At 70.8% G+C, this 17,406-nt stretch carries 17 protein-coding genes and 1 pseudogene; 9 read left to right on the top strand and 9 right to left on the bottom strand.

From position 1 onward, the window contains the following. Positions 1 to 8 precede the first annotated feature (8 nt). The 6 genes from hutU (at position 9) to ACIA5D_RS12615 (ending at position 8,520) form a co-directional block, all read left to right on the top strand. Positions 9 to 1,640, top strand: a complete 1,632-nt coding sequence (hutU, locus tag ACIA5D_RS12640; RefSeq protein WP_396030000.1) for a urocanate hydratase — start codon at positions 9 to 11, stop codon at positions 1,638 to 1,640. Then, on the top strand, positions 1,637 to 2,815 hold the full coding sequence (locus ACIA5D_RS12635; RefSeq protein ID WP_396029999.1) for an allantoate amidohydrolase: 1,179 nt from the start codon (positions 1,637 to 1,639) through the stop codon (positions 2,813 to 2,815). The genes hutU and ACIA5D_RS12635 overlap by 4 nt, the downstream gene beginning before the upstream one ends. Further along, entirely contained in the window at positions 2,812 to 4,095 is a 1,284-nt protein-coding gene (locus ACIA5D_RS12630; protein WP_396029998.1) for a formimidoylglutamate deiminase, read from the top strand. The genes ACIA5D_RS12635 and ACIA5D_RS12630 overlap by 4 nt, the downstream gene beginning before the upstream one ends. After that, positions 4,092 to 5,270, top strand: a complete 1,179-nt coding sequence (gene hutI, locus ACIA5D_RS12625; protein ID WP_396029997.1) for an imidazolonepropionase — start codon at positions 4,092 to 4,094, stop codon at positions 5,268 to 5,270. The genes ACIA5D_RS12630 and hutI overlap by 4 nt, the downstream gene beginning before the upstream one ends. After that, complete coding sequence (gene hutH / locus ACIA5D_RS12620; protein WP_396029996.1) at positions 5,267 to 6,802, top strand: histidine ammonia-lyase; 1,536 nt, start codon at positions 5,267 to 5,269, stop codon at positions 6,800 to 6,802. Before hutI ends, hutH begins: the two co-directional genes overlap by 4 nt. Before the next feature lie 71 nt (positions 6,803 to 6,873). Next, complete coding sequence (locus ACIA5D_RS12615; RefSeq protein ID WP_396029995.1) at positions 6,874 to 8,520, top strand: class I tRNA ligase family protein; 1,647 nt, start codon at positions 6,874 to 6,876, stop codon at positions 8,518 to 8,520. Here the strand turns inward: ACIA5D_RS12615 and rdgB are convergent, their stop codons facing one another. The 4 genes from rdgB to ACIA5D_RS12595 form a co-directional block, all read right to left on the bottom strand. Next, positions 8,521 to 9,135: an RdgB/HAM1 family non-canonical purine NTP pyrophosphatase gene (gene rdgB, locus ACIA5D_RS12610; protein ID WP_396029994.1), complete on the bottom strand. Its 615-nt coding sequence runs from the start codon at positions 9,133 to 9,135 to the stop codon at positions 8,521 to 8,523. After that, entirely contained in the window at positions 9,132 to 9,860 is a 729-nt protein-coding gene (gene rph / locus ACIA5D_RS12605; RefSeq protein WP_396029993.1) for a ribonuclease PH, read from the bottom strand. The genes rdgB and rph overlap by 4 nt, the downstream gene beginning before the upstream one ends. A gap of 34 nt (positions 9,861 to 9,894) precedes the next feature. Next, on the bottom strand, positions 9,895 to 11,106 hold the full coding sequence (locus ACIA5D_RS12600) for a glycosyltransferase (protein ID WP_396029992.1): 1,212 nt from the start codon (positions 11,104 to 11,106) through the stop codon (positions 9,895 to 9,897). A gap of 70 nt (positions 11,107 to 11,176) precedes the next feature. After that, complete coding sequence (locus tag ACIA5D_RS12595) at positions 11,177 to 11,926, bottom strand: MBL fold metallo-hydrolase (RefSeq protein WP_396029991.1); 750 nt, start codon at positions 11,924 to 11,926, stop codon at positions 11,177 to 11,179. A 261-nt stretch (positions 11,927 to 12,187) separates the two neighbouring features. Between ACIA5D_RS12595 and ACIA5D_RS12590 the strand changes: the two genes are divergently transcribed. Further along, positions 12,188 to 12,598 carry a hypothetical protein gene (locus ACIA5D_RS12590; protein ID WP_396029990.1) on the top strand — a complete coding sequence of 137 codons (411 nt, stop codon included), beginning with the start codon at positions 12,188 to 12,190 and terminating at the stop codon, positions 12,596 to 12,598. 3 nt (positions 12,599 to 12,601) lie between these two features. Here the strand turns inward: ACIA5D_RS12590 and ACIA5D_RS12585 are convergent, their stop codons facing one another. From ACIA5D_RS12585 to clpS, 5 genes and pseudogenes are all read right to left on the bottom strand, one after another. Next, positions 12,602 to 13,567, bottom strand: a complete 966-nt coding sequence (locus ACIA5D_RS12585; protein WP_396029989.1) for a PLP-dependent cysteine synthase family protein — start codon at positions 13,565 to 13,567, stop codon at positions 12,602 to 12,604. 5 nt (positions 13,568 to 13,572) lie between these two features. Continuing rightward, positions 13,573 to 13,929, bottom strand: coding sequence for a MoaD/ThiS family protein (locus tag ACIA5D_RS12580; RefSeq protein WP_396029988.1), 357 nt, complete (start codon positions 13,927 to 13,929; stop codon positions 13,573 to 13,575). Positions 13,930 to 13,988: 59 nt separating this feature from the next. Further along, positions 13,989 to 14,479, bottom strand: a pseudogene (locus ACIA5D_RS12575) (Mov34/MPN/PAD-1 family protein). A 53-nt stretch (positions 14,480 to 14,532) separates the two neighbouring features. Continuing rightward, positions 14,533 to 15,033 (bottom strand): DUF2017 domain-containing protein, encoded by a 501-nt coding sequence (locus tag ACIA5D_RS12570; RefSeq protein WP_396029987.1) that lies wholly within the window; start codon positions 15,031 to 15,033, stop codon positions 14,533 to 14,535. A gap of 19 nt (positions 15,034 to 15,052) precedes the next feature. Next, entirely contained in the window at positions 15,053 to 15,343 is a 291-nt protein-coding gene (clpS, locus tag ACIA5D_RS12565) for an ATP-dependent Clp protease adapter ClpS (protein WP_378975276.1), read from the bottom strand. Between the two features lie 104 nt (positions 15,344 to 15,447). Between clpS and ACIA5D_RS12560 the strand changes: the two genes are divergently transcribed. Together ACIA5D_RS12560 and ACIA5D_RS12555 are read left to right on the top strand one after the other, a co-directional pair. Next, positions 15,448 to 16,734, top strand: coding sequence for a nicotinate phosphoribosyltransferase (locus ACIA5D_RS12560; protein WP_396029986.1), 1,287 nt, complete (start codon positions 15,448 to 15,450; stop codon positions 16,732 to 16,734). A 9-nt stretch (positions 16,735 to 16,743) separates the two neighbouring features. After that, entirely contained in the window at positions 16,744 to 17,319 is a 576-nt protein-coding gene (locus ACIA5D_RS12555; RefSeq protein ID WP_396029985.1) for an isochorismatase family protein, read from the top strand. Positions 17,320 to 17,406: the final 87 nt, after the last annotated feature.

The following is a 17,406-nucleotide window of genomic DNA, read 5'->3' as shown; positions in this document are numbered from 1 at the left end:
CGACGACGATGTCCGAGATCCGGGCCGCGCGCGGCACCGCGTACACGGCAATGGGGTGGCCGCAAGAGGCCGCCAAGCGGATGTTGATGAACAACCTTGACCCCGACGTGGCCGAAAGGCCGCAAGATCTGGTGGTGTACGGCGGAACCGGTCGCGCGGCACGCGACTGGCCGTCCTTCCATGCGATCGTGCGGGAGCTGGACACGCTCAAGAACGACGAGACGCTGCTGGTGCAGTCGGGCAAGCCGGTCGGCGTCTTCCGGACGCACGAGTGGGCGCCGCGCGTGCTGATCGCGAACTCGAACCTGGTGGGCGACTGGGCGACGTGGCCGGAGTTCCGCCGGCTCGAGAACCTGGGCCTGACCATGTACGGGCAGATGACCGCGGGCTCGTGGATCTACATCGGCACCCAGGGCATCCTGCAGGGGACGTACGAGACGTTTGCGGCGGTGGCCGCGAAGCGGTTCGGCGGCACCCTGGCCGGCACGCTCACGCTGACCGCGGGCTGCGGTGGCATGGGCGGCGCGCAGCCCCTCGCGGTGACCATGAACGGCGGCGTCTGCCTGGTCGTCGACGTGGACCGCACGCGGCTGCAGCGCCGGGTCGACACCCGCTACCTCGACGTCATCGCCGACAACGTCGATGACGCCATAAAGCAGGCGATAACCGCCAAATCCGAGAAGAAGCCGCTGTCGATCGGCGTCGTCGGCAACGCCGCGGTGATCTTTCCCGAGCTGCGCCTGAAAAACATCGGCATCGACATCGTCACCGACCAGACCAGCGCCCACGACCCGCTGAGCTACATCCCGATCGGCGTGGACATCACCGACGCCGCGGAGTTGGCCAGGTCTAAGCCGGAGGAGTTCACGGACCGGGCACGGGCATCCATGGCCCGCCACGTCGCGGCCATGGTCGGGTTCATGGACGACGGCGCCGAGGTCTTCGACTACGGCAACTCGATCCGCGGCGAGGCCAAGCTCGCCGGGTACGAGCGCGCCTTCGACTTCCCCGGCTTCGTTCCCGCGTACATCCGCCCGTTGTTCGCCGAGGGCAAGGGCCCGTTCCGCTGGGCCGCCCTCTCCGGCGACCCCAAGGACATCGCGGCCACCGACAAGGCGGTCCTCGACCTGTTCCCCGAGAACGAGGCGCTGGCTCGCTGGATCAAGATGGCCGGCGAGCGGGTCGCCTTCCAGGGCCTGCCCGCCCGCATCTGCTGGCTCGGCTACGGCGAACGCGACAAGGCCGGCGTCCGCTTCAACGACATGGTCGCGAGCGGCGAGATCAGCGCGCCTATCGTGATCGGCCGCGACCATCTCGACGCCGGCTCGGTCGCCTCCCCGTACCGGGAGACCGAGTCGATGCTCGACGGCTCCGACGCGATCGCCGACTGGCCGCTGCTCAACGCCCTGGTCAACACGGCGAGCGGCGCGTCCTGGGTGTCGATCCACCACGGCGGCGGCGTCGGCATCGGCCGCTCGATCCACGCCGGCCAGGTCTGCGTCGCCGACGGCACGCCGCTGGCCGGGGAGAAGATCGAGCGGGTCCTCACCAACGACCCGGGCATGGGAGTGATCCGGCACGTGGACGCGGGCTACAACTCCGCGGCGGCGGCCGGCGTGCACATCCCGATGAAGCGATGAGCGAGAAGGTCTTCTCAGCCCTGTGGGCCGAGATCGAGTCCATCGGCCGGGTGTCGAGCGGCGGCTACATGCGGTACGCCCTGGACGCGCCCGAGCTCGTGCTGCGCGACTGGTTCCGCAACCAGGCGGACCGGCGGGACATGCCGGTCACCGACGACGGCAACGGCAACCTGTTCGCCTGGTGGGGCGAGCCCTGGGGCCGCGGCGCGGTACTGACCGGCTCGCATTTCGACTCGGTCCCGCACGGCGGCGGCTACGACGGCCCGCTCGGCATCGTCAGCGCGTTCCTCGCCGTCGACCAGCTCCGGGCGGCCGGGCACACGCCGGAGGTGCCCCTCGCCGTGGTCGCGTTCGTCGAGGAGGAGGGTGGCCGGTTCGGGCTGCCCTGCCTCGGCTCGCGGCTGCTGAGCGGGGCGATCGATCCCGCGAAGGCGGCCGCGCTCACCGACCGTGACGGGGTCACCTTCGGTGAAGCACTCGGAGCGACGCCGGCCGGCGCGCTGCCGGGGCTCACCAACCGCATCGGCGCGTTGGTCGAGCTTCACATAGAGCAAGGACGGCAACTCGAGGTGCCCGTGGGGGTGGCCAGCGCGATCTGGCCGCACGGGCGCTGGCGGTTCGACTTCACCGGGCACGGCGACCACGCGGGGACGACCCGGATGGCCGACCGGCGCGACCCGATGCTGACCTTCGCATACACGGTGCTGGCCGCGAACAAGGAGGCGCGGCTGGCCGGGGCGCACGCGACGATGGCCCGGGTCGAGGTCGAGCCGAACGCCACGAACGCGATCCCGTCGCTGGTGCGGGGCTGGCTGGACGCGCGGGCCGCGGACACCGGCACGATGGACTCGGTGGTCGAGGCCGTGGTGAAGCGGGCGACCGAGCGGGCCGGCCGGGACGGCACCGAGGTGGCGGTCACCGCCGAGTCGCTGAGCGCAGAGGTCACCTTCGACACCGCGCTCGCCTCGCGGCTGTCGGCGATGCTGGGCGATGCGCCGATCCTGCCGACCGGCGCGGGCCACGATGCGGGCGTGCTGTCGGCGCAGGTCCCGACCGCGATGCTGTTCGTGCGCAACCCGACCGGGATCTCCCACTCGCCGGCCGAGCACGCCGAGCCCGCGGACTGCGCGGCGGGCGTGGACGCGCTGGCCACGGTCGTGCGGGAACTGACGTGACCGTCTATCACGCGGACCACGCGTGGATCGGCGGCTCGCTGAGGCGCGACGTCCGCATCGAGGTGCGCGACGGCGATTTCGCCGCGATCGACGCGGGGGGTTCGGGTGGCGGGGAGGGCATCCGCCTCGGCGGGCTCGTCCTGCCGGGCCTGGCCAACGCCCACTCGCACGCCTTCCACCGTGCTCTCCGCGGCCGGACCCACGGCGAGCGCGGCAGCTTCTGGACCTGGCGGGAGCAGATGTTCCGGGTGGCGGCCGCCCTCGATCCCGACAGCTACCTCGCGCTGGCCCGGGCGACCTACGCCGAGATGGCGATGGCCGGCATCACCGCGGTGGGCGAGTTCCACTACCTGCACCATGCCGCGGACGGGACGCCCTACCACGACCCCAACGCGATGGGCCACGCGCTGATCGAGGCGGCCCGCGACGCCGGCATCCGCATCACCCTGCTCGACACGCTCTACCTGCAGTCCGGTGTGGACGGTGCGCCCCTCGAGGGCGTCCAGCGCCGCTTCGGCGACCAGGACCCGCAACGCTGGGCCGAGCGGGTGGCCGATCTGGTTGCCGCGCCGCACGCCCGCATCGGCGCCGCCATTCATTCCGTACGCGCGGTGCCCGCACACCACCTCGGCGAGTTGGCCGGTCGCCGGCCCCTGCACCTCCACCTCTCCGAGCAACCGGCCGAGAACGAGCAGTGCCGGGCGGTCCATGGCCGCACGCCCACCGAGCTGCTCGACCACCACGGCGTTCTCGGCAAGCACACTACCGCCGTCCACGCCACCTACCTCACCGACCACGACGTGAAGACGCTGGGCCGCACCGGCACCGGGATCTGCATGTGTCCCACCACCGAGCGCGACCTGGCCGACGGCATCGGGCGCGCCCGCGACCTGGCGGACGCCGGCTCGCCGCTGAGCCTCGGCAGCGACAGTCACGCGGTCATCGACCCGTTCGAGGAGGCCCGCGCCCTGGAGATGAACGAGCGCCTCGCCACCCGGCAGCGCGGCCGGTTCACGGTCGCCGAGCTGATCGCGGCGGCGGCCGATCACCGCGCGATCGGCTGGAAGGATGCCGGCGAGATCGCGGTTGGCAAGCGGGCCGACCTGGTCTGCGTGCGCCTCGATTCGGTGCGCACGGCGGGCAGCGACCCGGCCGGCGCGATCCTCTCGGCCACGGCCGCCGATGTGACCGACGTGATCGTGGACGGACGGCACATCGTCTCCGGTGGCCGGCACACGCTGATCGACGTGCCCCGCGCGCTCGCCGAGGCGATCGGATGACCCTTCTCATCGACAACATCGGCGAGCTGCTCACCAACGACGGGCCGCCGCTGGAGAACGCCGCCGTGGTCGTCGACGGTGACCGGATCGGCTGGCTCGGCCCGGCCGCGCAGGCCCCGGCCGCCGATCGCCGGATCGACGCCGGTGGCGCGGCGGTGCTGCCGGGCTTCGTCGACAGCCACGCCCACCTGGTCTTCGCCGGGGACCGGGCGGCCGAGTTCGCGGCCCGGATGGCCGACGAGCCCTACACCGGCGGCGGCATCCGTACCACCGTGGCGGCCACCCGGGCGGCGAGCGACGAGGATCTTCGCCGATCGGCGACCCGGCTCGTCGCGGAGGCGAGAAGACAGGGCACCACGACCATCGAGATCAAGAGTGGGTACGGGCTGAGCGTCGACGACGAGGCCCGGTCGCTGCGGATAGCGCGGGAGCTGACCGAGGAGACGACCTTCCTCGGCGCGCACGTGGTTCCGGCCGGGGTCGACCCGGACGCCTACGTCGACCTGGTGCGGGGGCCGATGCTGGCGGCCTGCGCGCCGTACGCGAAATGGGTTGATGTCTTCATCGAACGCGGCGCGTTCGACGGTGAGCAGGCGCGGGAGATCCTGATCGCCGGCGCCGCGCGGGGACTCGGCCTGCGCGTGCACGCCAACCAGCTCACGGAGGGCCCGGGCGTGCGGCTCGCGGTCGAGCTCGGGGCCGCGAGCGCCGATCACTGCACCCACCTGAGCGACTCCGATGTGGACGCTCTGGCCGGCTCGGAGACGGTGGCCACCCTGCTGCCCGGCGCCGAGTTCTCGACCCGGTCGCCCTACCCGGACGCGCGGCGGCTGCTCGATGCCGGCGTGACCGTCGCCCTGGCCACCGACTGCAACCCGGGTTCGTCGTACACGTCGTCGATGGCGTTCTGCGTCGCTCTCGCCGTACGCGAAATGAGAATGACCCCCACCGAGGCCGTGCGCGCCGCCACGGCCGGCGGAGCACGCGCGCTGCGCCGCGATGACGTCGGGGTGCTGCGCGCCGGGGCGCGAGCCGACCTGATCGTCCTCGACGCGCCCTCCCACCTGCACCTGGCCTACCGGCCGGGCGTCCCTCTGATCCAAGCGGTTCTGCAAAACGGAACCATCCACCGCCCCGCTACCACCCTTGACCGGACTGAAGGCCAACCAAAATGATCGTCACCGTCCAGCCCACCGGCGTCACCCCCGCCGAGGTCAGCGCGGTCGCCCGCGGCGACGTCCGGGTCGAGCTCGCCCCCGCCACCGTCGAGGCGATGGCCACCAGCCGCGCCATCGTCGACACCATCGAGGAGTCCGGACGCCCGGTCTACGGCGTCACCACCGGCTTCGGCGCTCTCGCCGGCACCTTCGTCGCGCCCGCGCGGCGGGCCGAGCTGCAACACGCGCTGATCCGCTCGCATGCGGCCGGGATCGGCGCCCCGATGCCGCGCGAGGTCGTGCGGGCCATGATGCTGCTGCGGGTGCGCTCGCTCGCGCTCGGCCACTCGGGCGTGCGGCCGGCGCTCGCGCAGGGCCTGGTCGACCTGCTCAACCACGACATCACGCCGTGGGTCCCGGAGCACGGCTCGCTCGGCGCCTCCGGTGATCTCGCGCCGCTCGCGCACTGCGCGCTGGTGCTGCTCGGCGAGGGCTGGGTCGTCGGCAAGGACGGCGAACGCGTCACCGCGGCCGAGGCGCTGCGCGCCGCCGGGCTGGCGCCGCTCGACCTCGCCGCCAAGGAGGGCCTCGCGCTGATCAACGGCACCGACGGGATGCTCGGCATGCTGCTGCTCGCGATCGAGGACGCCCGGCACCTGTTCGCGATGGCCGACGTGACCGCGGCGCTCGCGATCGAGGCGATGCTGGGCTCGGAGCGACCGTTCCTGCCCGAGTTGCACGCGATCCGGCCGCACCCCGGCCAGGCCGACTCGGCCGCGAACATCCACAAGCTGCTCCAGGACTCGGCGATCATGGACTCGCACCGGGACGACCTGGCGCACGCGGTGCAGGACGCGTACTCGATGCGCTGCGCGCCGCAGGTGGCCGGCGCCGCCCGCGACACCCTCGCGTTCGTCGCCACCACCGCGGGCCGCGAGCTGGTCTCGGTCGTCGACAACCCGGTGGTGCTGCCGGACGGCCGGGTCGAGTCGACCGGCAACTTCCACGGCGAGCCGCTCGCCTTCGCCGCCGACTTCCTCGCCATCGCCGCGGCCGAGGTCGGCTCGATCGCCGAGCGCCGCGTCGACCGGCTGCTCGACGTCACCCGTTCCCGGGACCTGCCGCCGTTCCTCTCCCCCGACGCCGGCGTCAACTCGGGCCTGATGATCGCCCAGTACACGGCGGCCGGGATCGTCGCCGAGAACCGGCGGCTCGCCGTGCCCGCGTCGGCCGACTCGCTGCCGACCAGCGGCATGCAGGAGGACCACGTCTCGATGGGCTGGGCCGCCACCAAGAAGCTGCGCACGGTGCTCGACAACCTGACCAGCCTGCTCGCGGTCGAGCTGCTCAGCGCGGTGCGCGGGCTCCAGCTGCGCGCGCCGCTGCGTCCGTCGCCGGCCGGGCGGCTCGCGATCGCGGCGGTCGCACCGTTCGCCGGGCAGCCGGGGCCGGACATCTTCCTCGCGCCGGTCCTCGAGCAGGCCCGCGCGGTGATCGCCGATCCCTCCCTCCGGTCGGCGATCGAGGGGGAAGTGGGAGCTTTGCTGTAGTTCACGTGATCGGGGCCGGCTGGCGAGAAATCGGAGGCGGTCTCTGTCGTCCGGGAGCTAGCGTCCCCGGCATGACGTTCCGCGCCGATGAGGACCGGTGGCTGCCGGCGTGGGAGGGGCTGTTCGAGCCGTCCTCTCCCTCGCGGTACGTCGTGTCGATGTTCGCCTACCCGTCGGGCGATCTGCACATGGGGCACGCGGAGGCGTACGCGATCGGCGACGCCATCGCCCGATATTGGCGGCTGCGTGGCCATGAGGTGCTGCATCCGATCGGGTGGGACTCGTTCGGGCTGCCGGCCGAGAACGCCGCCATCAAGCGGGGCCTGCACCCGGCCACCTGGACCCACGAGAACATCGAGACGCAGGCGTCGTCGTTCCGGCGGTACGCGGTCTCGGTCGACTGGCGCACGCGGCTGCACACCAGCGATCCGTCGTACTACCGGTGGACGCAGTGGCTGTTCCTGCGGTTCTTCGAGCGGGGGCTGGCCTACCGGGCGGAATCGCAGGTCAACTGGTGCCCGGCCGACCAGACCGTGCTGGCCAACGAGCAGGTGGTCGGAGGCCGTTGCGAGCGCTGCGGCAGCGTGGTGACCGCACGCTCGCTGACCCAATGGTTCTTCAAAATCACCGCGTACGCGGACCGCCTGCTGGACGACATGTCGCAGCTGGAGGGGCGCTGGCCGCCGCACATCCTGACCATGCAGCGCAACTGGATCGGGCACGGACCGTCGCGACGCCTGCACGACTGGCTGATCTCCCGGCAACGGTACTGGGGTTGCCCGATTCCGATCGTGCACTGCGAGTCGTGCGGCCCGGTGCCGGTGCCCGACGATCAACTGCCGGTCGAGCTGCCGCCGCTGAGTGGCGCCGAGCTGGCGCCGCGCGGCGTCTCCCCGCTGGCCGCCGCGACGTCGTGGGTGTCGGTCGACTGCCCGTCGTGCGGCGGGCCCGCCTCCCGCGACACCGACACGATGGACACATTCGTCGACTCGTCGTGGTATTTCCTGCGCTACCCCAACGTGTCCTATGCGGACGGTCCGTTCGATCCCGCGCTGGTGCGCCAGGTCGACCACTACGTGGGTGGCAGCGAGCACGCGGTGCTGCACCTGCTGTACGCCCGCTTCTTCACCAAGGCCCTGTACGACATGGGTCTGGTCGACTTCGTCGAGCCGTTCCGGGCCCTGACCACGCAGGGACACGTGTTGCTGAACGGCGCCGCGATGAGCAAGTCCAAGGGCAACCTGGTCACCCTGGGCGAGCAGATGGACGAGCACGGCGTCGACGCGGTGCGGGTGGCGATGCTGTTCGCCGGCCCGCCCTCGGCGGACGTCGACTGGGCGGACGTCTCCCCCCGTGGCGCGAGCCGCTTCCTGTCGCGAGCCCTGTCGCTGACCGCCGGCGTCGCCGCTGCCGGCGTCGACGTTGCCGGCGTCGACGTTGCCGGCTCGGCCGGGGACAGCTCCCTGCGGCGGTCGGTCCGCCGTCTGTTGGGTGAGATCACCGCCGCGGTCGAGGGATGCCGGCTGAACGTCGCCCTGGCCCGCACGATGGAGCTGGTCAACGCCGCCCGGGCCGCGCCGCCCGGCGACCCGGCCTTGCGCGAGGCCGTCGAGGCGACAGCGGTCGTCCTGTCGCTCTTCGCCCCGTACACCGCCGAGGAGATGTGGCACCGCCTCGGCCACCCACCCGGCGTGGCGCTCGCCCGCTGGCCGGGGTGATCAGCGGGGCAGTTCCTTGGCGATCACCTTGGCCAGCTCGCGGAAAGCCTTGCCGCGGTGGCTGATCGCGTCTTTCTCGGCCGGGCTCAGCTCGGCGTTGGTGCGGGTCTGGCCGTCGCCCATGAAGATCGGGTCGTAGCCGAACCCGCCCTCGCCGCGCCGCGCCCGCAATATGCGGCCGCGCTGCTTGCCCTCGACGAGGTGCTCGCGGCCGTTCGGCAGGACCAGGGCCGCCGCGCACACGAACGCGCCGCCCCGGTGTTCCTCGGACACGTCGGAGATCTGCGCCAGCACCAGGTCGAGGTTGGCCGCGTCGTCGCCGTGCTTGCCGGACCAGCGGGCGCTGAACACCCCGGGCATGCCGTTGAGCGCGTCGATCGCGATGCCCGAATCGTCGGCGACCGTGGGGAGCCCGGTGCGCCTCGCGCCCTCGCGGGCCTTGATCAGCGCGTTCTCCCCGAAGGTCAGGCCGGTCTCGGGCACGTCGGGGTAGCCCTCGAATTCGGCGAGGCCGATCAGCGCGACGCGCTCGGCGCCGAGCGCGATGTCGAGGATGCGCTGAAGCTCGACGAGCTTCTTCTTGTTGGCCGTGGCCAGCAACAGTTTCGCGCTCATGAGGACAACGCCTTCTGCTGGGCGGCCGCGAGATCGGCGCAGCCGGCGAGGGCCAGGTCGAGCAGGGCGTCCATCTGGTCGCGGCGGAACACGCCGTTCTCGCCCGTGCCCTGCACCTCGACGAAGTCACCGTCGCCGGTGCACACCACGTTCATGTCGACCTCGGCGGCGACGTCCTCGAGATACATCAGGTCGAGGCGGGGCTCGCCCTCGATGATGCCGACACTGACCGCCTGGATCGAGCGGTGCATCACCTTGTCGACCTTGCCGGCCAGGGACTTGCGGCCGGCCAGCCAGGTCACCGCGTCGGTCAGCGCGACGTAGGCCCCGGTGATGGCCGCCGTGCGGGTGCCGCCGTCGGCTTGGAGCACGTCGCAGTCGAGGACGATCGAGTTCTCGCCCAGCGCCTTCAGGTCGATGCAGGCCCGCAGGCTGCGCCCGATCAGGCGGGAGATCTCGTGAGTGCGCCCGCCCACCTTGCCCTTGACGCTTTCGCGGTCGCCCCGGGTGTTGGTGGCGCGCGGGAGCATCGCGTATTCCGCGGTGACCCAGCCAAGGCCGGAGCCCTTGCGCCAACGGGGGACGCCCTCGGTGACGCTGGCGGTGCAGAGCACCCGGGTGTCGCCGAACTCGACGAGCACCGAGCCCTCGGGGTGGATACTCCACTTCCGCGTGAGGGTGACGGGTCGAAGCTGGTCGGCCGCTCGGCCGTCGGGTCGTGCCATGCCCCAAACCTTATTGGTTCGGCGCCGAGCCCGCTCAGCCCGCCCCGCCGCCTGTGGATAACCCCAGCGACCCGCCGCCGTTGGGCACCGCGGGACGCAGCACCGCGGCCGGCCGCTGGCGGGTGATCGAGACCGCGGCCGCGGCGGGCTCGAGCCCGTGCGCCCGCAGGAACCCGTCGACCGCCTGCTGCCACCCGAAACCCTCGGCGCGGGCGCGAGCCGTCTCGCGGCGGACCGAGGAGGGCCGCGCCATCAGTTCCTGCACCCCGTCGGCGAAGGCCTCCGGCGTCCCGGCGACGGCCACACCCGCGTCGCCCACGACCTCGGGCAGCGCGCTGCTCTCGTTGACCACCACGGGCGTGCCGCAGGCGAGAGCCTCGAGAGCGGCCAGCCCGAACGTCTCGACCGGGCCCGGCGCCACCACCACATCGGCGCTGGCCAGCAGCGCCGCGACCGCGGAGCGGTCGGCGATGTGCCCCGCGAACCGCACCGGCAGCCGCGCCGCGCGGTAGGCCAGCGACGTGCGCCGCGTGCCGTCCCCCGCCAGCACCAGCACCGCCGGCACCTTGGCGTTGCGCAGGGCCGCGACCGCGTCGACCGCGAGCTCGGGCCGCTTGGCCGCCGACAACCGGCTGCAGAACACCACGAGCAGCTCGCCGGGCCGCGCGTACCGCGCCCGCACGGCCGCGTCGGCGCGCCGCGGATGGAACGCGTCGAGGTCGACGCCGAGCGGCACCTCGACGAGGTTGGGCACGCCCAGACGGCGGAACTCGGCGGCCGCGAACGCCGTGGTGCAGACGATCGTGTCGAAGTTCTGCGCGGTCTTCAGGTTGAGCCGGTCGGCCAGCGAGTCGCGTTTCGGCATGCCCCAGACGCCGAGCAGGCCGGCCAGGCTCTCGTGGGAGACCATCATCGACCCGACGCCGCGCTGCCGCGCCCACGTGCCCGTCCAGCGCAGAGTGGCGCGGTCGGAGACCTCGATGCGGTCGGGCTCGAGCTCGTCGAGCAGCCGGGTCAGCTCACGCCGGCCGGCCATCACCCGGTAGCCGCCGGTGCGGGGCAGCGGAGAGCTGGGCAGCGTGATGACGCGGCCCTGGGAGGTCGTCGTGTCGGAGCGCTCGCGACCGGGAACGATCAGCACGGCCTCGTGGCCCGCCCGCTGGTATCCCTCGCCGAGATTGCGCAGAGCTGTCCGTAGGCCACCGGAATGAGTCGTCACGAAGTTGGCCAGGCGAACGATGCGCATGCAGCAACTCCAAGATCACGATCCGGTGGTGCAACGGTGCAGTCTTCGGCCCCAGCCCCCCGGTTCAGGCCTACAGATCGTACCGGGCGCCGGGGCGAACCACCTCAACCGGCCCCGCGTATGCGGCAGAGGCCGCATCCACAATAGATGCCTCAGAGAACCACGCAGGTATCAAATGGGTCAGTAATAGCCGTCCGACGTCGGCCTTGGTGGCGGCCTCCCCGGCCTCGCCGCCGGTGAGGTGCAGGCCGGGCGGGTTGTCCACGCCGTCGAGATAGCTGGCCTCACAGAGGAAGATGTCGGCGCCGGCGGCCAGCCGCAGCAGGGCCTCGCAGGGCGCGGTGTCGGCCGAGTACGTGATCACGTGCCCGCCGTGCTCGATGCGTACGCCATAGGTCTCGATCGGATGGTTGACCCGGTCCACGGTGATCGTGAACGGCCCGATCGGAAAGGTGCCCGGCTGCAGGCCGTAGAAGGTGTAGACGTCGTCGACCTGCTCGTTGTCGGAGCTGCACGCCGCGGAGATACGCTCGGCCGCACCCAGCGGCGCGTAGAGGGGAATGGGCGGCCGGGCCCCGGCCGGGTCGTAGCGGCGAACGATCACATACAGGCAGGCGTCGAGCATGTGGTCGCTGTGCAGGTGGGTCAGGATGATCGCATCGATGTCGTTCATGTCGGCCGTGTAGCGCTGGAGCGCGGACAGCGAGCCGGAACCGAAATCGATCAGCAGACGGAAGCCATCGGCCTCGACAAGATAGGCGGAACACGCCGACTCGGGGCCGGGAAAACTGCCGGCGCAGCCGAGAACGGTCAGTCGCATGCGGGTCCCTTTGGCTCACGCTGGGTCGTCGACGCCCCGCCGGACCGGTCCGTGGGAGAGTCGTCAGACCAGTCAATCACGGAGCGAAGCGTATCCCCGGACCTGCGCACCGTGTAAACGTCTGATCGATTTGTCGCTAAATCGACAACGTACATCACACCGCCCGTGACCTCGGTCATTAACGCAATTCCCGTTACGTCCGGTGAGTCGTTTGCGTTGCACAAAGTGAGGACTTCTACGGACGGAACAGACGGAGGCAGCGTGACCACGGTCGAGAAGAGCCGCAGCACGCGGACCGAGGCGGCGGAGATCATGCCGTTCGGTGGCTGGGAGAATACCCCGGCGCCCGCCGGGTTCGGTGACCGCGAGACCCTTTTCCGCTTTCCGGCGGCCGACGACCCAGCGCCGGCGCCGGCGCGCCTTCTGCTGATGTCGCTTTATGCCGCGGCACTCGGTCTCGCGGGCGTCGGGGTCGGTGTCCGCGCAATGGTCACGGTTATCGGCGGCACGGCGTTCTGGTACGTCCCGACGCTGTCCCTTTTCGGACTAGCGAGCGTGGCGCTGGTGGTCGGCACGTTCCTTTCGATCCACCGCCCGCTGCTGCCGTGGCTGCTATTGATGGCAGCCACGGTCCCGCTGGCGATCGACGTGCTGGTCGCGGCCCTCTATTAGGGCCTACGCCCAGAGCTGGCCTTCCAGGGCTTCTTCCGCGTCGTTGAGGGTGCCGCCATAGGCGCCGGTCGACAGGTACTTCCAGCCGCCGTCGGCGATCACGAAAGCGACGTCGGCCCGCTGACCGTCACGGACCGCCTCGTGGGCCACGGCCAGCGCCGCGTGCAGGATCGCACCGCTGGAGAATCCGGCGAAGATGCCCTCGACCTCGACCAGCTGCCGGGTGCGCAGCACGGCGTCCCGGGTGCCCACCGAGAAGCGGCGGTCCAGCACGGACGCGTCGTACAGCTCGGGCACGTAGCCCTCGTCGATGTTGCGCAGGCCGTACACCAGCTCGCCGTAGCGCGGCTCGGCCGCGACGATCCGGATGCCCTCGACCTTTTCCTTGAGGAACCGGCCGGTGCCCATGAGCGTGCCGGTGGTGCCCAGCCCGGCCACGAAGTGGGTGATCGTGGGCAGGTCGTGCAGCAGCTCGGGGCCGGTGGTCTCGTAGTGGGCGCGCGCGTTCGCCGGGTTGCCGTACTGGTAGAGCATCTTCCAGTCGGGGTGCTCGGCGGCGATCTGCTTGGCGGTGGCGACGGCCTGGTTGGACCCACCGGCGGCCGGCGAGAAGATGATCTCGGCGCCGTACATGCGGAGCAGCTGGATCCGCTCGGCCGAGACGTTCTCGGGCATCACGCAGACCAGGCGATAGCCCCGCAGTTTCGCCACCATGGCCAGCGCGATGCCGGTGTTGCCGCTGGTCGGTTCGAGGATCGTGTCGCCGGGGCGCAGGTGGCCGGACTCCTCGGCCTCGCGCACCATGAACAGCGCCGGCCGGTCCTTGACGCTGCCGGTCGGGTTGCGGTCTTCGAGCTTGGCCCAGAGCCGCACCGGCGGTGCCCCCTCGGGCACCGACGGTGAGAGGCGGGGCAGGCCGACCAGCGGCGTGCCCCCACAGGCGTCCAGCAGGCTCTCGTAGCGAGCCACGGAAATTAGCCTTCAGTCCGGCTGAGGGCGGCGGCGGGGCGGTGGGACGGGCGTCCGAGCAGGGCTGCGGCAGCGGCGAAGCCCAGGGCGCCGCCGGCGACGGCGGGCAGGATGGTGATCGAGTCGCCGTCCTTGACCTTGGCGTCGAGCGCGCCGAGGAAGCGCACGTCCTCGTCGTTGATGTAGATGTTGACGAAGCGGTGCAGCCCGCCCTCGGGCGTGATCAGCCGGCCCTTGAGGCCGCTGTGCTTGGCGTCGAGATCGTCGATCAGCGCGGTGAGCGTGTCGCCGGCGCCCTCGACGACCTTGGAACCACCGGTGTAGCTGCGCAGGATGGTGGGAACGCGAACTTCGATTGCCATGACGTGAATGCTCCTGTGTAAGGGTCGAACAACGGACGGGATCTACGACGGCGGTGTCGTCAGCGACACTCGTAGACCACCGACACCGGGCTCTGCCCGAACATGTACGACTGGACCCTGCTCACGTTCACGCGTCTACCGTCGCATCCGCGATGTTGATCTCTTCCTCGGTCACCACACCGTCCACGATGCGGAACGACCGGATCTCTTCCGCGTCCGGCTCGCGGGTCGAGACAAGCAGGTAATGCGCGTCCGGCCAGCCTGCGATGTCCGCATCGGTACGGGAGGGATAGGCCTCGGTGGCCGTATGCGAGTGGTAGATCACGACCGCTTCCTCGTCGTTGTCGTCCATCTCGCGCCAGACCTGGAGATATTCCATCGAGTCGAACTCGTAGAACGTCATCGACCGCGCCGCGTTGCCCATCGGGATGTGCCGGGTCGGCTTGTCGCTGCCGATCGGCCCGGCGACCACGCCACAGGCCTCGTCGGGGTGGTCCCGGCGGGCATGGGCGACGATCGCGTCGACGATCGCGCTGTCGATGGTCAGCACGCCGTTCACATTACCGTGAGATTTCCGCGGGCCCTCTATGGCTGTGGCCACACTCAGTCGATCTCCGGCAAGGCGTTCAGCAGGGACTCCTGCAGGTAGCCCAGGTAGGCGTAGACGCTGAGCTGGAACACCCGGCTCGAGCCCGGGTCGTGCACGACCGCGTGCTCGAGCTCCTCGCTCAGATCGGTGTCGGCGTGGATCTCCAGCCGGGTGCCCATGGCGAGCCGGGCGTCGTTGATCGCGCGCAGCCAGGCCTCGGCGGCCTCGCCGTCGAGGCGTACCTCTCCCTCGCCCTCGTCGGGCAGGGCCGCGAGAATCGCGCCGGCCTGGTCGATCTTGCCGGTCTTGAGCTCGCCCTCGGTGTAGAGGCGGAACTCGGCGGAGTCGTCGGGACGGTCGGGATAGATGTCGGGGAACAGGCGCGAGACCACCGGGTCGGTGTGGTCCATGCCGTCGGTCAGCAGCCCGACCACCTCGCCGGCGACCTTGCGCAGCACGCGCACCTCGTCGACCGCGAACGTGGCCACGCACTGGCTGCCGTTGCGTCGGAACATCTGCCCTCTCCCGCGTTGCTCAGGCCCGGTCGACCGTCGCCCAGAGACCGTAGCCATGCAGCTGGTTGGCGTCCATCTCCATGCGCTCGCGGGCGCCGGAGGAGACGACTGCCTTGCCCTTGTGATGCACGTCCAGCATCAGCGCTTCGGCCTTCTCGCGGCTGTAGCCGAAGAGCTTCTGAAAAACCCAGGTCACGTACGACATGAGGTTCACCGGATCGTCCCAGACGACAGTCACCCAGGGGCGATCGTCGGCCGGTGCTTCCTCGATCTCCGGTGCCTCGACGGGAGCGACCTGTGGCAACGCCATGCCACCATGTTGCCACCGGTTTTGCCGCATCGGTGAACCGGAACGCCGAACCGCAGGTCAACGCACCCTTCGTAAGGGCCGTTCACGCGCAATAGGGTGAGGGGGTGAACTCCTTCGCCCCCGCGCTGATGACCGACCAGTACGAGCTGACCATGGTCAGTGCCGCGCTCAAGGACGGCACGGCCGACCGTCACTGCGTGTTCGAGGTCTTCGCGCGCCGCCTGCCCACCGGCCGGCGCTACGGAGTGGTCGCCGGCCCGGGCCGGCTGGCCGAGCTGATCAGGGACTTCCGCTTCACCGAGGAGGAGATCGACTTCCTGCGCGGAGCGCAGATCGTCGACGAGAGCACGGCGGCCTGGCTGGCGGCTTATCGATTCACCGGCGACATCGAGGGGTACGCCGAGGGCGAGCTCTTCTTCCCCGGCTCGCCGATCATGACGGTGTCCGGCACCTTCGCCGAGTGCGTCGTGCTCGAGACGCTGATCCTGTCGGTGCTCAACCACGACTGCGCGATCGCCACGGGCGCCGCCCGCATGGTCACCGCCGCGAGGGGCCGCCCGATCATCGAGATGGGCTCACGCCGTACGCATGAGGATGCTGCCATCGCCGCGGCTCGCGCGGCCTATCTCGCCGGCTTCGCCTCGACCTCGAATCTTGCCGCAGGCAAGAGGTACGGCATCCCCACCACCGGCACCTCGGCGCACGCGTTCACGCTGCTGCACGACGACGAGCCGACCGCGTTCGCCTCCCAGGTCTCCGCGCTGGGCAAGAACACGACGCTGCTGGTCGACACGTACGACATCGCCCAGGGCATCCGCAACGCGATCGCCGTGGCCGGGCCCGACCTGCGCGCGATCCGCATCGACTCCGGCGACCTGTCGGTGCTGGCCCAGCACTCGCGCGAGCTGCTCGACTCGCTCGGCGCCACCGAAACAAAGATCATCGTTTCGGGTGACATGGACGAGTACGCGATCGCCACGCTCGCAGCCGAGCCGGTCGACATGTACGGCGCCGGCACCGCGGTGGTCACCGGCTCGGGCGCGCCCACCGCCGGCCTGGTCTACAAGCTGGTCGAGGTCGACGGCCGGCCCGTGGTGAAGCGCTCGGAGAACAAAGCGACCGTCGGCGGCCGCAAGACCGCGGTCCGCCGGCACAAGCCCACCGGCACCGCCACCGAGGAGATCATCGTCTCCATGGGCGTGCCCGACCACGCCGCGAACGACCGCCTGCTCCAGCACTCCTTCGTCACGAACGGCGAGGTCGCCGACGCACCAACCCTCCGCGAGTCGCGAGACCACCTCCGGCAGTGCCTGATCTCGATACCGTGGGAGGGTCTCAAGCTCTCGGCCGGCGACCCGGCCATTCCCGTCACCATCGTCCCGACCGCATAGGGGTTTGTCGTGGCACGAGCTCTGATCATCGTCGACGTCCAGAACGACTTCTGCGAGGGCGGCTCGCTGCCCGTGACCGGTGGCGCGGCCGTGGCGGCCGGCGTCTCGCTGGTGCTGGAGAGGAACGGTGACCGCTGGGAGCACGTGGTCGCGACCAAGGACTGGCATATCGATCCCGGTAACCACTTCAGCGATCACCCCGACTACCTCGACACCTGGCCGGCGCACTGCGTCGTCGGCTCCGGGGGCGCCGACTTCCATCCCTCGCTGGTCACCGACCGCATCGAGGCGGTCTTCCACAAGGGCGAGCACAAGGCGGCGTACTCGGGCTTCGAAGGTCACGCCGAGGACGGGTCCTCCCTGGCCTCGTGGCTTCGCGAGCGCGACGTCACCGAGGTCGAGGTCGTCGGAATCGCCACCGACCATTGCGTACGCGCCACCGCGCTCGACGCCCGGCGCGAGGGCTTCGACACGACGGTGCTGCTCAACCTGACCGCCGGGGTGGCGCAGGGCACCACCGACGCGGCCCTCGAGGAGTTCCGCACGGCATCGGTCGCCACGAGCGGCACGCCCATAGTCGCCTGAATTTGTGTGACGCCGCTTTCCCCGCAGCCCGATTTCGGGGCGATTGCCCGGTTTAGGCCCGGGAAAGCCGTTGGTTTTCTGTCATAC

It is taken from the genome of Actinoplanes sp. NPDC051513 (assembly GCF_044454685.1).
In the GTDB taxonomy this organism is placed as follows: Bacteria; Actinomycetota; Actinomycetes; order Mycobacteriales; family Micromonosporaceae; genus Actinoplanes.
Note: the sequence above shows the minus strand (reverse complement) of the source record. Positions and strands in the feature narration are given on the sequence as shown.